General features: G+C 65.8%; 17 protein-coding genes and 1 tRNA gene. 17 read left to right on the top strand and 1 reads right to left on the bottom strand.

All coding sequences use genetic code 11. From position 1 onward, the window contains the following. Positions 1-44: 44 nt before the first annotated feature. The 7 genes from hfq (at position 45) to V6X73_RS04260 (ending at position 6597) form a co-directional block, all read left to right on the top strand. Positions 45-296 carry an RNA chaperone Hfq gene (hfq, locus tag V6X73_RS04230; RefSeq protein WP_367958845.1) on the top strand — a complete coding sequence of 84 codons (252 nt, stop codon included), beginning with the start codon at positions 45-47 and terminating at the stop codon, positions 294-296. A gap of 34 nt (positions 297-330) precedes the next feature. Beyond that, positions 331-1650 carry a ribosome rescue GTPase HflX gene (gene hflX, locus V6X73_RS04235; RefSeq protein ID WP_367958844.1) on the top strand — a complete coding sequence of 440 codons (1320 nt, stop codon included), beginning with the start codon at positions 331-333 and terminating at the stop codon, positions 1648-1650. A 96-nt stretch (positions 1651-1746) separates the two neighbouring features. Further along, positions 1747-2976: an FtsH protease activity modulator HflK gene (hflK, locus tag V6X73_RS04240; RefSeq protein ID WP_367958843.1), complete on the top strand. Its 1230-nt coding sequence runs from the start codon at positions 1747-1749 to the stop codon at positions 2974-2976. Continuing rightward, entirely contained in the window at positions 2976-3851 is an 876-nt protein-coding gene (hflC, locus tag V6X73_RS04245) for a protease modulator HflC (protein ID WP_367958842.1), read from the top strand. The genes hflK and hflC overlap by 1 nt, the downstream gene beginning before the upstream one ends. Positions 3852-3869: 18 nt before the next feature. Then, positions 3870-4064 (top strand): DUF2065 domain-containing protein, encoded by a 195-nt coding sequence (locus V6X73_RS04250; RefSeq protein WP_367958841.1) that lies wholly within the window; start codon positions 3870-3872, stop codon positions 4062-4064. Then, a complete protein-coding gene (locus V6X73_RS04255) occupies positions 4061-5278 on the top strand; it encodes an ATP phosphoribosyltransferase regulatory subunit (RefSeq protein ID WP_367958840.1) in 1218 nt (405 codons plus the stop codon). The genes V6X73_RS04250 and V6X73_RS04255 overlap by 4 nt, the downstream gene beginning before the upstream one ends. 5 nt (positions 5279-5283) lie before the next feature. Then, a complete protein-coding gene (locus V6X73_RS04260; protein ID WP_367958839.1) occupies positions 5284-6597 on the top strand; it encodes an adenylosuccinate synthase in 1314 nt (437 codons plus the stop codon). Here V6X73_RS04260 and V6X73_RS04265 read toward each other — a convergent pair. Continuing rightward, positions 6576-6662: transfer RNA gene (locus V6X73_RS04265), tRNA-Leu, on the bottom strand. The two genes, V6X73_RS04260 and V6X73_RS04265, sit on opposite strands and share 22 nt — an antisense overlap. A 142-nt stretch (positions 6663-6804) precedes the next feature. On the opposite strand from V6X73_RS04265, the gene rnr reads away from it, so the two are divergent. From rnr to radA, 10 genes are all read left to right on the top strand, one after another. Beyond that, positions 6805-9126 (top strand): ribonuclease R, encoded by a 2322-nt coding sequence (rnr, locus tag V6X73_RS04270; protein ID WP_367958838.1) that lies wholly within the window; start codon positions 6805-6807, stop codon positions 9124-9126. After that, on the top strand, positions 9123-9875 hold the full coding sequence (gene rlmB / locus V6X73_RS04275; protein ID WP_367958837.1) for a 23S rRNA (guanosine(2251)-2'-O)-methyltransferase RlmB: 753 nt from the start codon (positions 9123-9125) through the stop codon (positions 9873-9875). Before rnr ends, rlmB begins: the two co-directional genes overlap by 4 nt. A 120-nt stretch (positions 9876-9995) precedes the next feature. Next, on the top strand, positions 9996-10469 hold the full coding sequence (rpsF, locus tag V6X73_RS04280) for a 30S ribosomal protein S6 (RefSeq protein ID WP_367958836.1): 474 nt from the start codon (positions 9996-9998) through the stop codon (positions 10467-10469). Continuing rightward, complete coding sequence (priB, locus tag V6X73_RS04285) at positions 10466-10783, top strand: primosomal replication protein N (RefSeq protein WP_367958834.1); 318 nt, start codon at positions 10466-10468, stop codon at positions 10781-10783. The genes rpsF and priB overlap by 4 nt, the downstream gene beginning before the upstream one ends. A gap of 11 nt (positions 10784-10794) precedes the next feature. Then, positions 10795-11019 (top strand): 30S ribosomal protein S18, encoded by a 225-nt coding sequence (rpsR, locus tag V6X73_RS04290; RefSeq protein WP_110883152.1) that lies wholly within the window; start codon positions 10795-10797, stop codon positions 11017-11019. A 23-nt stretch (positions 11020-11042) separates the two neighbouring features. Further along, complete coding sequence (locus V6X73_RS04295) at positions 11043-11909, top strand: hypothetical protein (RefSeq protein ID WP_367958833.1); 867 nt, start codon at positions 11043-11045, stop codon at positions 11907-11909. Positions 11910-11942: 33 nt separating this feature from the next. Beyond that, positions 11943-12392 carry a 50S ribosomal protein L9 gene (gene rplI / locus V6X73_RS04300; protein ID WP_367958832.1) on the top strand — a complete coding sequence of 150 codons (450 nt, stop codon included), beginning with the start codon at positions 11943-11945 and terminating at the stop codon, positions 12390-12392. A gap of 32 nt (positions 12393-12424) precedes the next feature. Next, positions 12425-15064 (top strand): replicative DNA helicase, encoded by a 2640-nt coding sequence (locus V6X73_RS04305; RefSeq protein ID WP_367958830.1) that lies wholly within the window; start codon positions 12425-12427, stop codon positions 15062-15064. After that, on the top strand, positions 15061-16155 hold the full coding sequence (gene alr, locus V6X73_RS04310) for an alanine racemase (RefSeq protein WP_367958829.1): 1095 nt from the start codon (positions 15061-15063) through the stop codon (positions 16153-16155). Before V6X73_RS04305 ends, alr begins: the two co-directional genes overlap by 4 nt. Then, entirely contained in the window at positions 16155-17549 is a 1395-nt protein-coding gene (gene radA / locus V6X73_RS04315; RefSeq protein ID WP_367958828.1) for a DNA repair protein RadA, read from the top strand. Before alr ends, radA begins: the two co-directional genes overlap by 1 nt. The last annotated feature ends 11 nt before the right edge of the window (positions 17550-17560 follow it).

Genomic DNA, 17560 nt, shown 5'->3' on the forward strand with positions numbered 1-17560 from the left:
GGCTACCAACAATAAAAGGCTGGCGATCAAGGAGCACGCCAACGATGTCAAAGGGGCAGTCTTTGCAGGAACCATTTCTCAACGCGCTGCGCAAAGAAAAGATTCCGGTGTCGATCTATCTGGTCAACGGGATCAAACTACAGGGACAGGTGGAGTCGTTTGACCAGTTCGTCATCCTGCTGCGCAACTCCCTGAGTCAGATGGTGTACAAACACGCCATCTCCACCATCGTGCCCACACGCAATGTCCGCGGGCTGCTGGAGGAAGAACGCAATCCCGAATCCGAACAGGACTGAACCCACCGCGGCTCCGGCAGCCGCTCCGGCGCAGTTGTTCGAACGCCCCGGTGGGGGCGAACGGGCCGTGCTGGTGCAGCTGGATGACGGCAGTGTCGACCCGGCAGAGGCCCTCGACGAGTTCAAGGCCCTGGCGGATTCCGCCGGGGCGCAGGTTGTCGGTGCACACACCGGCCGGCGTCGCACACCGGATCCGCGGACGTTCCTTGGTTCCGGCAAGGTCGCTGAAATCGCCGAGCGCCTGCACGCCGAGGCCGCCGATCTGGTGCTGGTCAACCATGCGCTCTCGCCGGTGCAGGAGCGCAACCTCGAGCAGGCGCTTCGTTGTCGGGTGCTTGATCGCACGGGCCTGATCCTCGATATATTCGCCCAGCGTGCCCGCTCACACGAGGGCAAGCTACAGGTCGAGCTGGCGCAGTTACGGCACATCGCCAGCCGGCTGGTACGAGGGTGGTCCCATCTAGAGCGGCAGAAGGGTGGCATCGGTCTGCGCGGCCCCGGCGAGACGCAGCTCGAGCTCGACCGCCGCATGCTCGGCACCCGCATCCGGCAGCTTGAAAAGCGCCTTGGCCGGGTCCGGCAGCAGCGCGATCAAGGGCGAAAGGCCAGGCGGCGCCGCGATCTTCCGGCGGTTTCGCTGGTCGGCTACACCAACGCCGGCAAGTCGACGCTGTTCAACCGCATCGCCGACTCGGGTGTCTACTCGGCCGATCAGCTTTTCGCCACCCTGGATACCACCATGCGGCGCATCGAGCTGGCCGGTGGTGAGGCGGCGGTGGTGGCCGATACGGTGGGCTTCATCCGCGATCTGCCGCCGCAGCTGGTCGCTGCCTTTCGCTCGACGCTGGAAGAGGTCGTCGAGGCGGATCTGCTTTTGCACGTCGTCGATGCCGCCGACCCCGCCCGGCCCGAGCACATGGCCGAGGTGGGGGATGTGCTCGAGGCACTGGGCGCCGAATCGGTGCCGCAGCTTGTGGTCTACAACAAGATTGACGCCCACGGGGTCGCGCCCCGTGTCGATCGTGACGACAACGGGGTGCCGGTGGCGGTCTGGGTCTCGGCGGTCACGGGGCAGGGGGTTGAGGCGCTGCTCGCGGCGATCGCCGAGCGGGTCAGCGCGGACAAGGCCTGTGGCACCATCGAGCTGAGCCCCGCCGAGGGCCGTCTGCGGGCCCGCTTCTACAGCCTCGGCGATGTGCTGGATGAGGCCTGGACCGAGGACGGTCGCATCCGGCTGACCGTGGAATTGCCACGGCGCGAACTCGAGCGGCTGTATCGTCACGAGGGCCTGCAAGCCGAGCTGGACAGCGAAACCCCGCCGGCGCGGTTGCCGGTCGGGATGGTGGCTCATTAGAATCACGAGGCTGGCGCCGGCATGCGGTGTCATCCGATAGTAACGGCCGGCGCCGAATGTCTGGCGCCGGGTTGACTCCGAAACTGGAGAAATGGAATGGCCTGGAATGAACCCGGTGGCGGCAATCGCGACCCCTGGAGCAGTGGTGGTGGACGCAACAATCAGGGGCCGCCGGATCTGGATGAGGTAATCCGCAAACTACGTCAGCGCCTCGAGGGGCTCTTCGGCGGCGGCCGCCGTGGTGGCAACGGCGCTCAGGGCGGCGAAGGCCGGGGGCCGGGCAAACCCAATGCCAAGGGCATCGGCATCATCATCGGGCTGGTGTTTGCCGGCTGGGTGCTGTCCGGCATCTATATCATCGACGAGGGCACGCGCGGGGTGGTCACCCGGTTCGGCGCCTATCAACAGACCGCCGTGCCCGGGCCGCACTGGCATCTGCCCTATCCCATCGAGGCGGTCCAGACGGTCGATGTCTCGACGCGTCGCCGGATTACCGTGGGCTATCAGGCGGTCTCACCGCAGCAGACCCGGCCGGTGCTCTCCGAAGCGCTCATGCTCACCGAGGATGAGAACATCGTGAACGTCCAGCTGGCGGTGCAGTACCAGGTCTCGGATGCGGCGCAGTTCATTTTCGAGTTCGTCGATCCGCAGCAGACGCTCAAAGAGCTCACCGAAAGCGCGCTGCGCGAGGTGGTCGGCAAACGGCGCATGGAGTTCGTCCTCACCGAGGGCCGTGCCGAGGTAGCCCAGCAGACCCGCGACCTGATCACCAGCGTGCTTGAAGAGTATGACGCGGGTATCGAGGTCGTCGAAGTGGTCATCCAGGATGTCCAGCCGCCGGAGCAGGTGCAGGACGCCTTCGAGGATGCGATCAAGGCGCGTGAGGACCGCGAGCGGCTGATCAACCAGGCCGAGGCCTATCGCAACGAGGTCATCCCGCGGGCCGAGGGTGAGGCGGCGCGTATTCGCGAGGATGCGCAGGCCTATCTGGCGCGGATCGTCCAGCGGGCCCAGGGTGATGCCAGCCGGTTCACCCAACAGCTTGCCGAGTACCAGAAAGCCCCCCAGGTCACGCGCAGCCGGCTTTATCTCGACACCATGGAGCGGGTGCTCAGCCGCAGTGGCAAGGTGCTCATCGACAACAAGTCCAGCCAGCAGCTGATGTATCTGCCTTTGGATCGGATGCTGCGCGGTAGCGGCACCGGGACTGGTACCGGCAACAGCGACAGCACACAGATGAACAACTCGCTCTCGGGCAGTGGCTCGAGCCAGACACAGAGTAGCGCCGGTACCGCCGGGACGCTGCGGATGCGGGAGACACGCTGATGAGTCGTCTGACCTCTATCGGGGCGGTCGTGATCGTCCTCGTGGTCGTGGGGATCACCTTCGGCACATTCACGGTCAAGGAAACCGAGCGGGCGCTTAAATTCCGGCTCGGTGAGGTGGTTCGCACCGACTTCACGCCGGGGCTCTACTTCCAGGTGCCGTTCGTCAACAACGTGCGCAAGGTGGATGCCCGAGTCCAGACGCTGGACGAGAGCCCGCAGCGGTTTCTGACCAGCGAGCAGAAAAACGTCATCGTCGATGCCTTCGTCAAGTGGCGGGTCGAGGATGTCGAGCAGTACTACGTCACGGTGCGGGCCGATCCACGGCGGGCCAACCTGCGGCTTTCAGAGATCATCCGTGACGGGTTGCGGGATGAGTTCGGTAAACGCACCGTCCAGGAGGTCATCTCCGGCGATCGGGCCGAGATCATGCGCATTCTCAGCGAAGAGGCCAACGTCGCCGGCGGTTCGCTGGGCGTCTCGGTGCTGGATGTGCGGCTGCAGCGCGTCGACTTGCCCGAGGGGGTGAGCGAGTCGGTGTTCAACCGCATGGTGGCCGCCCGTGAACAGGTCGCCCGTGAGTTCCGGGCCGAGGGTGAAGAGCAGGCCGAGCGGATCCGGTCGGCCGCCGACCGGCGCCGCGCCGAGATCCTTGCCGAGGCAAGGCGTGAAGCCGAAGAGCTCCGCGGTCAGGCGGATGCCGAGGCGACGGCCATCTATGCCAATGCCTACGATGGCGATCGGGAGTTCTACCGCTTCTATCGCAGTCTGCGGGCCTACGAGAACACCTTCCGCGATCGCAGCGACATGCTGGTGCTCTCGCCCGAGTCCGAGTTCTTCCAGTACTTCGACCAGATCGAGACCAACCGGCCCTAGGCCGGTGCGAGGGGGGGAATGCAGGATCTGCTCACAGCGGTGGCACTGCTGCTGATCATCGAGGGGATCCTGCCTTTTCTAAGCCCGAGGACGCTGCGCAAGGCGCTGTTCGCCATTGTCCAGCAGAATGACAAATCGCTGCGCTGGACCGGGCTTGCCAGCATGCTCACGGGGGTCGCGCTGCTTTATCTGATCCGCCAGGGGGGGATATGACGGATACCGGCGGGGTTGCCCGCAATCCATGGCTGTTGCCGGATGCAGTCGAAGAGCTGCTGCCGCCGGCTGCCGCAAGGCTCGAGCGGCTGCGCACCCAGGCGCTGGTGACATGCGAGCGTTGGGGCTACGCGCTGGTCATGCCGCCGCTGATTGAATACCTCGAGGCGCTGCTCTCGGGGGTGGCGCATGATCTCGATCTGCAGACCTTCAAGCTGACCGATCAACTCAGCGGCCGGACCATGGGTGTGCGGGCCGACATCACGCCCCAGGCCGCGCGGATCGACGCCCATCAGATGCGGCGTGACGGCCCGGTCCGGCTTTGCTACAGCGGCAGCGTGCTGCGAACCCGCCCGGACGAGCCGGGTGCGGCCCGCAATCCGCTGCAGCTCGGCGCCGAGCTCTATGGCCACCCCGGTATCGAGAGCGACGTCGAGGTCATCGCGCTCATGGCGGAGGTGCTCTACGCCGCGGGTGTCGAGACACTGCATGTGGATCTGGGGCATGTGGGGATCTTTCGCGGTCTGGCCGCCGAGGCCGGCCTGGATAGCGGCGACGAGGCAAGGCTCTGGGATGCGCTTCAGCGCAAGGCCGTCGCCGATCTCGAGGCGATCCTCGATACCCTGGCGGTTGGCGACCCGCATCGCAGCCGGCTGTTGGCGCTTGCCTGGTTAAGCGGCGGCGAGGATGTGCTTGCTGAGGCGGAACACCGCTTTGCCCCAGCGGGCGAGGCGGTGGTCAACGCCCTGGCCGACCTCAGGGCAATCGCGGCCCATCTGCAGGGCTGGCTGCCGCAGCTCGTCCTGCATTTCGATCTGGGCGAGCTGCGTGGTTACCGCTATCACACCGGGGTGGTGTTTGCCGCCTACGTGCCGGGCGCCTCTCAGGCCCTCGGCCGCGGCGGTCGGTATGACGACATCGGGGCGGTGTTCGGGCGCCGGCGGCCGGCGACCGGATTCAGCACCGATCTCAAGACCCTGTTGCGGGTCACCGCGCCCGCGGCTGCGGTTGACCATGCGCCAACCGGGATTGCGGCGCCGTGGGTGGATGATGCCGCGCTGCGGCGTTGTATCGCCGAGCTTCGCGAACGGGGTGAGCAGGTGGTCTGGCAGCTGCCGGGGCACGGGCATCACCCACAGACCGTGGGCTGCAATCGGATGCTCGTCTCCGACGGGCAGGGCGGCTGGTCGGTTCAGCCGCTCGAAGGGGAATAATCGGCATGGCAAAAAGCGTGGTGGTCATCGGCTCTCAGTGGGGTGATGAGGGCAAGGGCAAGATCGTCGATCTGCTCACCGACCGGGTGGCGGCGGTGGCCCGGTTTCAGGGCGGGCACAACGCCGGGCATACCCTGGTGATCGACGGACAAAAAACGGTGCTGCATCTCATCCCCTCAGGCATCCTCCGCGAGGGGGTCGAGTGCCTCATCGGCAATGGGGTCGTGCTCTCGCCGCAGGCGTTGATGGCCGAACTCGAGCCCCTCGAGGCCTCGGGGGTGCCGGCCCGCGAGCGGCTGCGGGTCTCGCCGGCCTGCCCGGTGATCCTGCCTTCGCACGTGGCCCTGGATCAGGCCCGCGAGAAAGCCCGCGGCAAAGCGGCGATCGGCACCACCGGCCGCGGCATCGGTCCCGCCTACGAGGACAAGGTCGCCCGGCGCGGGCTGCGGGTCGGTGACCTGTTCCAACGTGAGCGGCTGGCCGCCAAGCTGGGTGAGCTGCTGGATTACCACAACTTCATCCTCAAACAATACTACGGCGGGGCGGGACTGGATTTTCAGGCCATCCAGGAGGAGTGCCTGGCGATGGCCTCGCAGCTCGAGCCCATGGTGGCCGACATCAGCCAGCGACTGGCGGACCACCGCCGGGATGGGCGGCATCTTTTGTACGAAGGCGCCCAGGGCACGCTGCTCGATATCGACCAGGGGACTTACCCCTATGTCACTTCATCCAATACCACGGCAGGTGCCGCCGCCACCGGAACGGGCGTCGGGCCGCTGGAGCTCGATTATGTCCTGGGGATTACCAAGGCCTACACCACCCGGGTCGGGGCGGGGCCGTTTCCCACCGAGCTCAGTGACCATTTGGGCGAGCATCTGGCACGTCGGGGACACGAGTTCGGCTCGACCACCGGTCGGCCGCGCCGCTGCGGCTGGTTTGACGCCGTGGCCATGCGGCGGGCGGCGCAGATCAGCAGTCTCTCGGGCCTTTGCATGACCAAGCTGGATGTCCTCGACGAGCTGGATACCCTGCGTATCTGCACCGGCTACCGTTGCGGTGCCCAGTCGCGGGATGTCCTTCCCACCGGTGCCGAGGCGCTTGCCGAGTGCGAACCGGAATATGTGGAGATGCCCGGCTGGCAGTGTTCAACACTGGGGATCCAGGCCTATGACGATCTGCCGCGGGCAGCGCGGGATTATCTCGAGCGGATCGAAGAACTCTGTGATGTGCCGGTGGATATTGTCTCGACCGGACCGGACCGGGCCGATACCATCATCCGCCGTCATCCGCTGGACGATGGTGCCGAGGAGAGGACTTGAACCTCCACGGGGTTACCCCCACTAGCACCTGAAGCTAGCGCGTCTACCAATTCCGCCACCTCGGCTTGGCTGATCGTGCCCGCAGGGCGCAACAGCGCTGCGGAGAATACTGCCCGCCGCCGGGGCTGTCAAACGCGAACCCGCCGCGGGCGGCGCTATCAGCCTGCTTGCGTAGGCACCGCTGCCAACATGCCGTATCCTTCGCGCATGGCAAAAAAAACCGACTCCGCCGATCCCGGCAACGACCCCTACCTGGACCGCGAACGCGAGAAATACGGCTCGCCGGTGCCCAGCCGGGAATACATTCTCGAGCAACTTCAGGCCCAGGCCCGGCCCCTCGGGCGCAAAGAGCTGGCCGAACTGTTCGGCCTCACCGATGAGGACGCCCTGGAGGGGTTGAGACGTCGGCTCAAGGCCATGGAGCGCGATGGTCAGCTGGTGCGCAACCGGCGCAACGGCTATGTGGTGGTGGATAACGAGGAGCTGGTCCGGGGCCGGATCCGCGCTGCCGCCGACGGCTCGGGTGTTGTCCATCCCGACCGACCCGGGCCCAATGTCTACCTCGCCCCGCGCGAGATGAAGCGCCTGCTCAACGGCGATCGCGTGGTGGTGCGGCTGACCGGTGACGACGAGGCCGGCCGACCCACTGGCGAGCTCGTCGAGATCATCGAACATGCCAACCGCGAGATTGCCGGGCGCTATTTCGAGGAAAGCGGCATCGGTTTTGTGGTGCCCAACAACAAGCGCCTCCACCAGGATTTGATCATCCCCGCGGCGGATCGCAATGGGGCCAAAAACGGTGAACTGGTCACCGCCGAGGTGGTCAGTCAGCCCTCGCAGCGACGCCAGCCCATCGGCCGGATCATCGAGGTCTTCGGCACCGAGATTGCCCGGGGCGATGAGGTGGCGGTGGCCGCTCGCACCCATGGCATCCCCGTGGAGTGGCCGGATGCCGCGCTTGCCGAGAGCGCGCAGATCGGGGATACCGTCCCCGAGCGCAGCAAGCAGGGGCGGACCGATCTGCGCGATGTGCCGCTGCTGACCATCGACGGGGCCGATGCGCGGGATTTTGATGATGCGGTGTTTTGCGAGCCCACCGACAAGGGCTGGCGATTGCTGGTCGCCATTGCCGATGTGGCCGCCTACGTCCAGCCCGGTTCGGCGCTGGATGCCGAGGCGGCAGAGCGGGGCAATTCGGTGTACTTCCCGCGTAATGTCGTCCCCATGCTGCCCGAGAGCCTGTCCAACGGGCTTTGCTCGCTCAACCCGCGGGTCGATCGGCTGTGCATGGTCTGCGAAATGCAGATCGACCCCCGGGGGCAGCTGCTGGATTCGCATTTCTACGAAGGGGTGATGAACTCCTGTGCACGGCTCACCTATGAGGCGGTGGATGCCATCCACAATGACCGTGACCCCAGTCTCAAGCGCGAATACGCCGAGGTCATCCCGCATCTGGAAAACCTCTACGGCGTTTTCAAGGCCCTGCGCGCTGACCGTCGCCAGCGTGGCGCCATCGATTTTGACACCACCGAATCGGTCATCGAATTCGACGCCGAGGGTCAGGTGGCCGATGTCCATCCGGCCGAGCGCAATGACGCCCACCGCCTGATCGAAGAGTGCATGGTCAAGGCCAACGTGGCGACCGCCCGGTTTCTCGAGCGCAACAAAATCCCTGCGCTCTACCGGGTGCATGAGCCGCCGGCCGAGACACGCCTGGAAAACCTCCGGCAATTCCTGGCGCAGACCGGGCTGACGCTGGGCGGCGGCGATGAGCCGAGTCCTGCCGATTACGCCGAACTCATGGCCAAGGTGCGGCAGCGAAGCGACCGCCACCTCATCGAGACCATCATGCTGCGCTCGATGATGGCCGCCGAATACCGGCCGGATAACGCCGGCCATTTCGGCCTGGCGCTGGATGCCTATGCCCATTTCACCTCGCCCATCCGGCGCTATCCGGATCTGGTGGTCCACCGGGCGCTCAAGCACCTCATCCACAAAAAGCCGGTGGAGGCCTTCCCCTACACCGAGGATCAGCTGGTGACGGTGGGCGAGCACTGCTCGATGACCGACCGTCGGGCCGAGGAGGCCACCCGCGAGGCCACCATGACGCTGAAGTGCCGGTTCATGGCCGAGCGCCTGGGTGAGGCGTTCACCGGCGTGATCAGCGGCGTGACCTCGTTCGGGCTTTTTGTCGAGCTGGATGAAGTCTTCGTCGACGGGCTGATCCATATCACCAATCTCGAGCAGGACTTTTTCCACTATGACGCCATCGGCCACCGTCTGGTGGGCGAGCGCACCGGCAAGGAGTATCGCCTGACCGACCGCATCCGTGTCCGGCTCGCGCAGGTCAATGTGGATGAGGGCAAGATCGACTTCGACCCGGTGGCACACCCGCTCGGGCCCGACGGCGAAGTGCTCGAAAAACCGCCGGCGCGGTCGACGAAAGGGGCCGGCAAGGGCGAGAAAAAAGCCGGTAGCCGCCGCAAGGGACCGCCGCGCAGCACCAAAGGGCGTCGCCAGCGGCGATGAGCGGCGAGCGCCAGTTCATCGGCGGGCTCCATGCCGTGCAGTCCGCCCTTAAATACGACCCGGGGCGGATCGAAGCGGTATGGCTGGATAAACGCCGGCGTGATGCCCGGCTCCAGCGGCTGCGACGTCAGTGTCAGTCGCTTGACTGTCCAGTGCACGAGACCGATGCGCGAGAATTGACCCGACTGCTGCCCGAGGTCAGTCACCAGGGCGTGGTGGTGGCGACCCTGGGCATGACACCGCGCGGCGATGACGCACTGGCCGTGCACCTGGATGGCCTTGACCGCCCGCCGCTTTTGCTGGTGCTGGATCAGGTGCAGGATCCCCACAACCTCGGGGCCTGTCTGCGCAGCGCCGATGCCGTCGGCGTCGATGCGGTCATCGCCCCCCGTGACCGCGCCGTGGGTCTGACCCCGGCGGTTCATCGTGCCGCGGCAGGGGCAGCCGAGACGGTGCCGTTTTTTCAGGTCACCAATCTCGCTCGTTGCCTGCGGGGCCTCGCCGATCGGGGCATCTGGCTTCTGGGTGCTGCCGACGGGGCCCATACCCCGCTTTTCGATACCGATCTGATCGGGCCGCTGGCGCTGGTCATGGGGGCCGAGGGGCGCGGGCTGCGGCGGTTGACCCGTGAGCACTGCGACCAGCTCGTGGCCATTCCGATGGCCGGCCAGGTCGAGAGTCTGAACGTCTCGGTGGCCACCGGGGTTGTGCTCTACGAAGCGCTGCGCCAACGCCAGGGTTCCGGTTGATCGGCTCTGTGGTTATACTGCCCGGCTAGCCGGCGTGATCGTCGGCTCTCCTTGCTGCCCGCCGTGTGTGTGCGGGTGGCTTTTCCCGGTGGACGACCGGATTAACCGAAAGGAGCCACAATGCGGCACTATGAAATCGTCTTTATGGTCCATCCGGACCAGAGTGATCAGGTCCCGGCCATGATCGAGCGCTACCGCGGCCTTATCGAGGGCAATGGTGGGGCGATCCATCGCCTCGAGGACTGGGGGCGGCGCCAGCTTGCCTACCCGATCAACAAGCTCATCAAAGCCCATTACGTGTTGATGAACGTGGAATGCGAACCCAGCGATATCGAAGAGCTGGAGTCGATGTTCCGGTTCAACGATGCGGTCATCCGCAACATGGTGTTGGCGCGCAAAGAAGCCGTGACCGAGCCCTCGCCGCTGGCCAAGAGCCAGGACGAAGAGCGCGAGCGCGAGCGTGAGCGTGACGAGCGTCGCGACTCGGACGAAGGACAGCACCCGGCCGGGGATGAGGACGAGGGCAGCGCCGACGGCGATGCCGGCGATGACGAGGCGGCCGAGGCGTCCGCCGAGTCCGAACCCCAGTCGTGAGCAATTGCGTTGAGTTGACCGGGCGGCTGGTGGATGCCGCCGAGCTCCGTCACTCCCCGGCCGGTGTGCCCATCGCCCGCGCGCTGCTCGAGCATGACTCCGAGCAGCGTGAGGCCGGTGCGCGGCGTCCCATCCGGTTTCGGGTGGGCTTGAATGCCGCCGGTGCCGGTGTCGCCGAGACACTGGGAGCGCTGGGGGTGGGCGAACCGATTCGGGTGCAAGGCATCCTGCGCCGCTCGCGTCAGCGCAACGCCGAGACCGATCCCATCATTATCAGCGTCAACCGGATCGAACGGTTGGCCGAAACGGAATAGAGGAAACCGACATGGCCCGATTCTTTCGTCGTCGCAAGTATTGCCGCTTTACCGCCGAGGGTGTCAAAGAGATTGACTACAAGGATCTCAACACCCTGCGTCAGTACATCACCGAAACCGGCAAGATCGTCCCGAGTCGCATCACCGGGACGCGCGCCAAATACCAGCGTCAGCTGTCCACGGCCGTTAAACGGGCCCGTTATCTGGCCCTGCTGCCGTACACCGACAGCCACTAGCCGCGGCTACGCGGTGGGTTGAGATGAGCGGTTTTCTGGCGTTTCTGATGCGCTCGCGCCCGGCTGCCGTCGGCATCGTGGCGCTGGGCGCGTTGATGCCGCTGCTGTTCTGGCTAAGCGGCGCGGTGATCGCGCTGGTGACCCTCCGTCGGGGGGTGATCGAAGGCGCGCTGATCGCCGCCGGCGCGGCCCTCGTGCTGTGGCCGCTCTATGGCCTGCTGTTGGGGATGCCCGCGGCGGTGCTTCAGCCCATTGCCTTGATCTGGCTGCCGGTGATGCTGCTCGCCGAGGTCCTGCGGCGCAGCGTATCGCTGTCATTCGCGCTGCAGACCGGGGCCGTGGTGGCGGCCGTGGGGGTGGCGGCCTTCTATGGGCTGCACGGTGACCCGACGGCTTTCTGGCAGCAGACGCTGAACACGCTGGCACAGGCCCTTGCCGGGGGCGAGCCCGGGCCGGAATGGCAACGGGCGGCTTCGCAACTGGCGCCAAGGCTGACCGGGCTGTGGGTGGTGAACATGCTGGCGGTGGCGGTGATCTGCCTATTGCTCGGCCGCTGGTGGCAGGCGGTGCTGTACAATCCGGGCGGATTCAGGGCGGAGTTCCACGAACTGCGCTTTGCCCGTTGGTTTGCGGTCGCCGGGCTGGCGGGGCTTTTCGCCGGGGGCTTTGCGCCGCCCGGGCTGATGGCCGACGCCGGGACGGTGATCGGCGGGTTGTTCGTGCTGCAGGCCCTGGCCGTCGCCCACGCGGTGGTCGCGCGACGCGGCTGGCATGTGGGTTGGCTGATCGGGTTTTACCTGATTCTGCCGCTTATGCTGCGGCCAATCACGTTGTTGGGGCTGGCAGATGCCTTTGTGGATTTTCGCACGCGGCTGTCGCGGCCGGCATAAAATACGAATCGTACAAGACTGGGGTATACCATCATGGAAGTCATTCTGCTCGAGAAAGTCGCCAACCTGGGCGGTCTGGGAGACAAGGTCAAAGTGCGGCCCGGCTACGGGCGCAACTACCTGATTCCGCAGGGCAAGGCCAAACCGGCGACGGCCGAGAACATCGCCTATTTCGAAGCGCAGCGTGCCGAGCTCGAGCGCAAGGCCGCCGAAGAGCTGGCCACCGCGCAGGCCCGGGTCGAGAAGCTTGAAGCGCTCAACGTGACCATCGCCGCCAATGCCGGCGAAGAGGGCAAGCTCTTTGGCTCGGTCGGCCCCCAGGACGTCGCCGATGCGGTCACCGCCGCGGGCGAGGCACTGGCGCGCCACGAGGTACGGATGCCCGAGGGGCCCATTCGTGCGGTGGGCGAGTACAGCATCGAGTTGCACCTGCACGCCGATGTCAACGCCACGGTGAGCGTTAACGTCACCGGCGAGGCCTGATCCCGGCGGCTTCGGCCGTTCCGTGACTCACCATGGCAGAAGCGCGCAACGCCTCGCCCACCGACGCGCTCAAGGTCCCGCCCCATTCGCTGGAAGCGGAGCAGGCGGTACTGGGCGGGCTGATGCTCGACAACAAGGCCTGGGATCAGGTCGCCGACCGGGTCGCTGAGGATGATTTCTACCGCCGCGATCATCGCCTGATCTTCCGCGCCATCGAGTCGCTGGCCGAGGGTGGTCAGCCGATGGATGCGGTGACCCTCTCGGAGTGGCTCAAGTCCAACGACGAGCTCGAGAACGCCGGCGGGCTGGCCTACCTGGGGCTGCTGGCCCGGGACACCCCCAGCGCCGCCAATATCCGCACCTACGCCGATATTGTCCGGGAGCAGTCGGTCCTGCGGCAGCTCATCGAGGCGGGCACCGATGTCACCAACGCCGGTTTCAACCCCGAGGGGCGGACCTCGGCGGACCTGCTCGATCACGCCGAACGGCGGATCTTTGAGATTGCCGAGCAATCGGGGCGTAACCGTCAGGGGTTTGTGGGCGTCCGCGATGTCCTGCCCCAGGTGGTGGATCGCATCGACACCCTCTATCACCAGGACAGCGATGTCACCGGGCTGGGGACCGGATTCACCGATCTCGATCGCATGACCTCGGGGCTGCAGACCGGTGATCTGGTCATCGTCGCCGGAAGGCCGTCCATGGGCAAGACCACGTTTGCCATGAACATCGCCGAGGCGGCCGCACTGCAGGGGGGACCGCCCACGGCGGTGTTCAGCATGGAGATGCCGGCCGACGCGCTGGCCATGCGCATGCTCGCCTCGCTGGGGCGGGTCGAGCTGCAGAAGATCCGCTCCGGCCGGCTCGGGGATGACGACTGGCCGCGGCTGACCTCCACCATGAATCTGCTCTCCCAGGCCAATCTGTTCATCGACGACACGCCGGGTCTGACCCCCACCGAGATGCGTGCCCGCTGTCGGCGACTCAAACGCGAGCATGGCCTGGGGCTGGTCCTGGTTGATTATCTGCAGCTCATGCAGCTACCCGGGTTCAAGGAAAACCGCGCCGCCGAGATCTCCGAGATCTCCCGTGCGCTCAAGGGCATGGCCAAGGAGCTGGGCGTGCCGGTCATGGTGCTCTCGCAGCTCAACCGCAGCCTCGAGCAACGCCCCAACAAGCGCCCGATCATGTCCGATCTACGCGAATGCGTGACGGGTGATACCCGGGTCATGCTGACCGATGGCTCGTGCCAGCCGATCGCGTCGCTCGTCGGCGAGATGCCATCGGTGCTGACGGTGAGCGCCGATGGGCGGATCACAGAGGCCGTCTCCGATCGGGTTTGGCCCGTTGGGCAGCGTCCGGTTCGGCGAATCAATCTGGCCAGTGGCCGTTCAATCCGCTGCACCGATGACCATCGCCTGCGAACGCTTTGGGGATGGCGCCGTGTCAAGGATATCCGCTTTGGTGACCGTCTGGGTCTGGCGCGTTATCGGCCTGAGCCCGCGAAACCAGCGGTTTGGTCCGAAGCGGCGGTGAGCCTGCTGGGGCATTTGGTGGGTGATGGTAGCTACGTCAAGGGGCAGCCCCTTCGCTACACCACCGCCAGTGAGGCCAACAGCCAGGCTGTCCGACAGGCCGCCGAGGCGCTTGGCTCAACCGTTAAGCGACGCGAGGGCCGGGGGAACTGGCATCAATTACTGATCAGTGGCAACGGTACAAGATGGCAACCTGCAGGTGTCGGTCGATGGCTCAAGACGCTCGGCATCTTCGGTCAACGTTCAAGGCAGAAAACCCTGCCCGAGGCGCTTTTTCGTCTCTCCAACCGGCAAATAGCACTTTTTCTACGCCATCTCTGGGCGACGGATGGCAGCATCACGCTCGCCCGGGATGGTCGGGTGAGGATTTACTTCGCAACAGCCAGTCACCAACTCGCGGTTGATGTGAGCGATTTGTTGCTGCGATTCGGGATCGTCTGCCGGTTACGGCACGTGTCCCAGGCCGGTGGTCAAGGCTGGTACACGGCCGATGTGTCGGGTGTCCAGGATCAGCTGATCTTCCTCGACAAGGTGGGCGTCTTTGGTGATCAACAAGCACGGTTGCCCGCGATCCGGAGCGTTTTGACGCAGCGGGCAGTCAACACCAATGTCGATACCCTGCCTAACGAGGTCTTCGACCATATCAAAGCCCGGATGCACGACCGAGGCATCACCCACCGGCGCATGGCAGCGATGCGTGGCACGGCCTACGGAGGGAGCGCACATTTCGCGTTCGCACCCTCGCGGAAGGTTGTGCGCGACTACGCAAAAATACTGGACGATGAGCGCCTCGAGGTGTTGGCCTCCTCCGAATTATTCTGGGATCGGGTCGTGTCCATCGAAGCGGCCGGCGAGGAGACGGTGTACGATCTTACGGTTCCGGAAACGGCTTGTTGGTTGGCGGATGGCATCGTGAGTCATAACTCCGGCGCGATCGAGCAGGATGCAGACGTCATCGTGTTCATCTACCGCGATGAGGTCTACAACGAAGACAGTCCCGACACGGGCACCGCAGAGATCATCATCGGCAAGCAGCGGAATGGCCCGGTCGGTACGGTGCGGCTGACCTTCTTGGGGCAGTTCACCCGTTTCGAGAACTTCATCGCCGATGCCGGCTACGGGGGCGGGGGCTGGCAATGAGCCGCTTGGCCCGGGCGACGATCCATCTCGACGCCCTGCGGCACAATATGGCCATGGCCCGGGCCGCGGCATCCGATGGCCGGACCATGGCGGTTTTGAAAGCCAACGCCTACGGCCACGGCCTGTTGCCCGTCGCCCATGCGCTCAGTGATCTCACCGACGCCTTTGCCGTGAGCTGCCTGGAAGAGGCGCTGCCCCTGCGCGAAGCCGGGCTCGAGCAACGCATCGTGTTGCTCGAGGGGTTCTTTGACGCCGACGAGATCGGCGTATTCGCCGCGCGGCGACTGGATGCCGTCATCCATCTGCCATGGCAGATCGAGGCGCTGGCAGCCGCGGCACCGTCACAGCCCATTGACTGCTGGCTGAAAGTCGACACCGGCATGGGACGCCTGGGATTTTCCCCCGATGAGGCGGACGCGGCGGTCGAGGGCCTGCGAGCCCTGCCGGCGGTGGGTGAGCTGCGGTGGATGACGCATCTTGCCCGCGCCGATGAGCCGGATGCATCGGCCACGGCCACCCAGGTCGAGACGCTTGAGCAGGCGCTGGCCACGGATGCGGTGTCGGATGATCAGACAAGCATTGCCAACTCCGCCGGGACGCTGCACTGGCCCATGGCCCGGGCCGGATGGATCCGGCCCGGCATCATGCTCTACGGGGCCTCGCCCTTTGCGGATGCCGCCATCCATGATCGGCTCCAACCGGCGATGACCCTCGAGGCCCGTCTGGTCTCGGTCAAGACCCTGCCCGCCGGCCACGGCGTGGGCTATGGGGCGCGCTTTGTCTGCCCCGAGGCCATGCCCGTCGGGGTGGTGTCGATGGGCTACGGCGATGGCTATCCGCGCCATGCCCCGGACGGCACGCCAGTGGTGGTCAACGGTCGCCGGACGGCGTTGATCGGCAAGGTGTCGATGGACATGCTGGCGGTGGATCTGCGCCCGGTGCCCGATGCCCGGGTGGGGGATCCGGTGGTGCTGTGGGGCGCCGACCCCTTGGCGACCGAGGTTGCCGGGTATTGCGGGACGATCAGCTACGAGCTTTTCTGCCGGCTGACCCCCCGGGTCCAGCGTGTCTACCGCCAGGGAGATGGATAATGGCCAAGGCCAGCGTTAAAACCCGATTCGTCTGCAACGCCTGTGGTGGGGTGACGCCGCAGTGGGCCGGGCAATGCCCGGACTGCGGTCAATGGAACACCCTCGAAGAGCAGCTCGAGGCGCCTGCAACCGCCAAGGGCCGCGGGTCGACACGTGTGGCCGGCCAGTACGCCGGTGACAGTGGGGTCAAGCGCCTGGCCGAGGTGCCGCGGGATCAGGAAGCGCGCTTCCCCACCCGGATCGCCGAGCTTGATCGTGTCCTCGGCGGGGGTCTGGTGGCCGGCGGTGTGGTCTTGCTCGGTGGCGATCCGGGGATTGGCAAATCCACCCTGCTGCTCGAGGCCGTCGCCCGGGTGGCCCAGCGTCAGGGCGCGCTTTATGTCACCGGCGAGGAGTCGTTGCGTCAGGTGGGCATGCGTGCCGAGCGGCTGGGGGTGATGGATGCTGATTTGCGGCTGTTGGCCGAAACCCGGGTCGAGGCCATCATCGAGCTTGCCGCCCGCGAGAAACCGGATGTCCTGGTGGTGGACTCGATTCAGACCATTCACAGCGAGGAGCTGGGTTCCGCACCCGGTGGTGTGGCCCAGGTGCGCGAGTCGGCGGCGCAGCTGGTGCAGTTTGCCAAGCGCACCGGCACGGTGTTGTTTCTGGTCGGGCACGTCACCAAGGAAGGGCAACTGGCCGGACCGCGTGTGCTCGAGCATATGGTCGATACGGTGCTTTATTTTGAAAGCGATTCCGGCAGTCGTTACCGGTTGCTGCGGGCGGTCAAGAACCGGTTTGGTGCCGCCAACGAGCTGGGTGTCTTTGCCATGCAGGACACCGGCCTTAAAGAGGTCAAAAACCCCTCGGCCATTTTTTTATCCCGGCATGAGCAGCCGGTGCCCGGCAGCGCCATTCTGGTGACCCGCGAGGGGACACGGCCGCTGCTGCTCGAGCTCCAGGCCCTGGTCGCGGAGAGCCCGTTGTCCAATCCCCGACGGCTTGCGGTGGGTCTGGATGGTAACCGCCTTGGCATGCTGCTCGCCGTGTTGCAGCGCCACGCCGGGGTCAGCACCTATGGTGAGGATGTGTTTGTCAACGTGGTCGGCGGCGTGCGGATCGCCGAGACGGCCAGTGATCTGCCCGCGCTGCTGGCGGTGAGCTCGAGTCTGCGCGATCGGCCGATCCCGCAGGATTGGGTGATATTCGGCGAAGTGGGGCTCGCCGGTGAGATCCGGCCGGTCCCCAACGGGCCGGACCGGCTGGCCGAGGCCGCCCGGCACGGGTTTACCAAGGCCCTGGTGCCGAGCAAAAACGCACCGGCCCGCGGCCAGGCGCCCGAGGGTATGGAGGTGCTGGGGGTAGAGCGCCTGGATGCGGCGCTGGCGATGTTACGCGAGCACGGTGACTGAGCGGAGTTGTG

The sequence above is a fragment of the Spiribacter pallidus genome, from assembly GCF_040838495.1.
In the GTDB taxonomy this organism is placed as follows: domain Bacteria; phylum Pseudomonadota; class Gammaproteobacteria; order Nitrococcales; family Nitrococcaceae; genus Spiribacter; species Spiribacter pallidus.

What these genes read in the sequence shown, in the direction of transcription:
- alr (WP_367958829.1), top strand. Translation starts at nt 15,061, where the DNA reads ATGAGCCGCTTGGCCCGGGCGACGATCCATCTCGACGCCCTGCGGCAC.
- rpsF (WP_367958836.1), top strand. Translation starts at nt 9,996, where the DNA reads ATGCGGCACTATGAAATCGTCTTTATGGTCCATCCGGACCAGAGTGAT.
- hflK (WP_367958843.1), top strand. Translation starts at nt 1,747, where the DNA reads ATGGCCTGGAATGAACCCGGTGGCGGCAATCGCGACCCCTGGAGCAGT.
- hflC (WP_367958842.1), top strand. Translation starts at nt 2,976, where the DNA reads ATGAGTCGTCTGACCTCTATCGGGGCGGTCGTGATCGTCCTCGTGGTC.
- rplI (WP_367958832.1), top strand. Translation starts at nt 11,943, where the DNA reads ATGGAAGTCATTCTGCTCGAGAAAGTCGCCAACCTGGGCGGTCTGGGA.
- V6X73_RS04250 (WP_367958841.1), top strand. Translation starts at nt 3,870, where the DNA reads ATGCAGGATCTGCTCACAGCGGTGGCACTGCTGCTGATCATCGAGGGG.
- V6X73_RS04260 (WP_367958839.1), top strand. Translation starts at nt 5,284, where the DNA reads ATGGCAAAAAGCGTGGTGGTCATCGGCTCTCAGTGGGGTGATGAGGGC.
- rpsR (WP_110883152.1), top strand. Translation starts at nt 10,795, where the DNA reads ATGGCCCGATTCTTTCGTCGTCGCAAGTATTGCCGCTTTACCGCCGAG.
- hfq (WP_367958845.1), top strand. Translation starts at nt 45, where the DNA reads ATGTCAAAGGGGCAGTCTTTGCAGGAACCATTTCTCAACGCGCTGCGC.
- V6X73_RS04305 (WP_367958830.1), top strand. Translation starts at nt 12,425, where the DNA reads ATGGCAGAAGCGCGCAACGCCTCGCCCACCGACGCGCTCAAGGTCCCG.
- V6X73_RS04255 (WP_367958840.1), top strand. Translation starts at nt 4,061, where the DNA reads ATGACGGATACCGGCGGGGTTGCCCGCAATCCATGGCTGTTGCCGGAT.
- V6X73_RS04295 (WP_367958833.1), top strand. Translation starts at nt 11,043, where the DNA reads ATGAGCGGTTTTCTGGCGTTTCTGATGCGCTCGCGCCCGGCTGCCGTC.
- rlmB (WP_367958837.1), top strand. Translation starts at nt 9,123, where the DNA reads ATGAGCGGCGAGCGCCAGTTCATCGGCGGGCTCCATGCCGTGCAGTCC.
- radA (WP_367958828.1), top strand. Translation starts at nt 16,155, where the DNA reads ATGGCCAAGGCCAGCGTTAAAACCCGATTCGTCTGCAACGCCTGTGGT.
- rnr (WP_367958838.1), top strand. Translation starts at nt 6,805, where the DNA reads ATGGCAAAAAAAACCGACTCCGCCGATCCCGGCAACGACCCCTACCTG.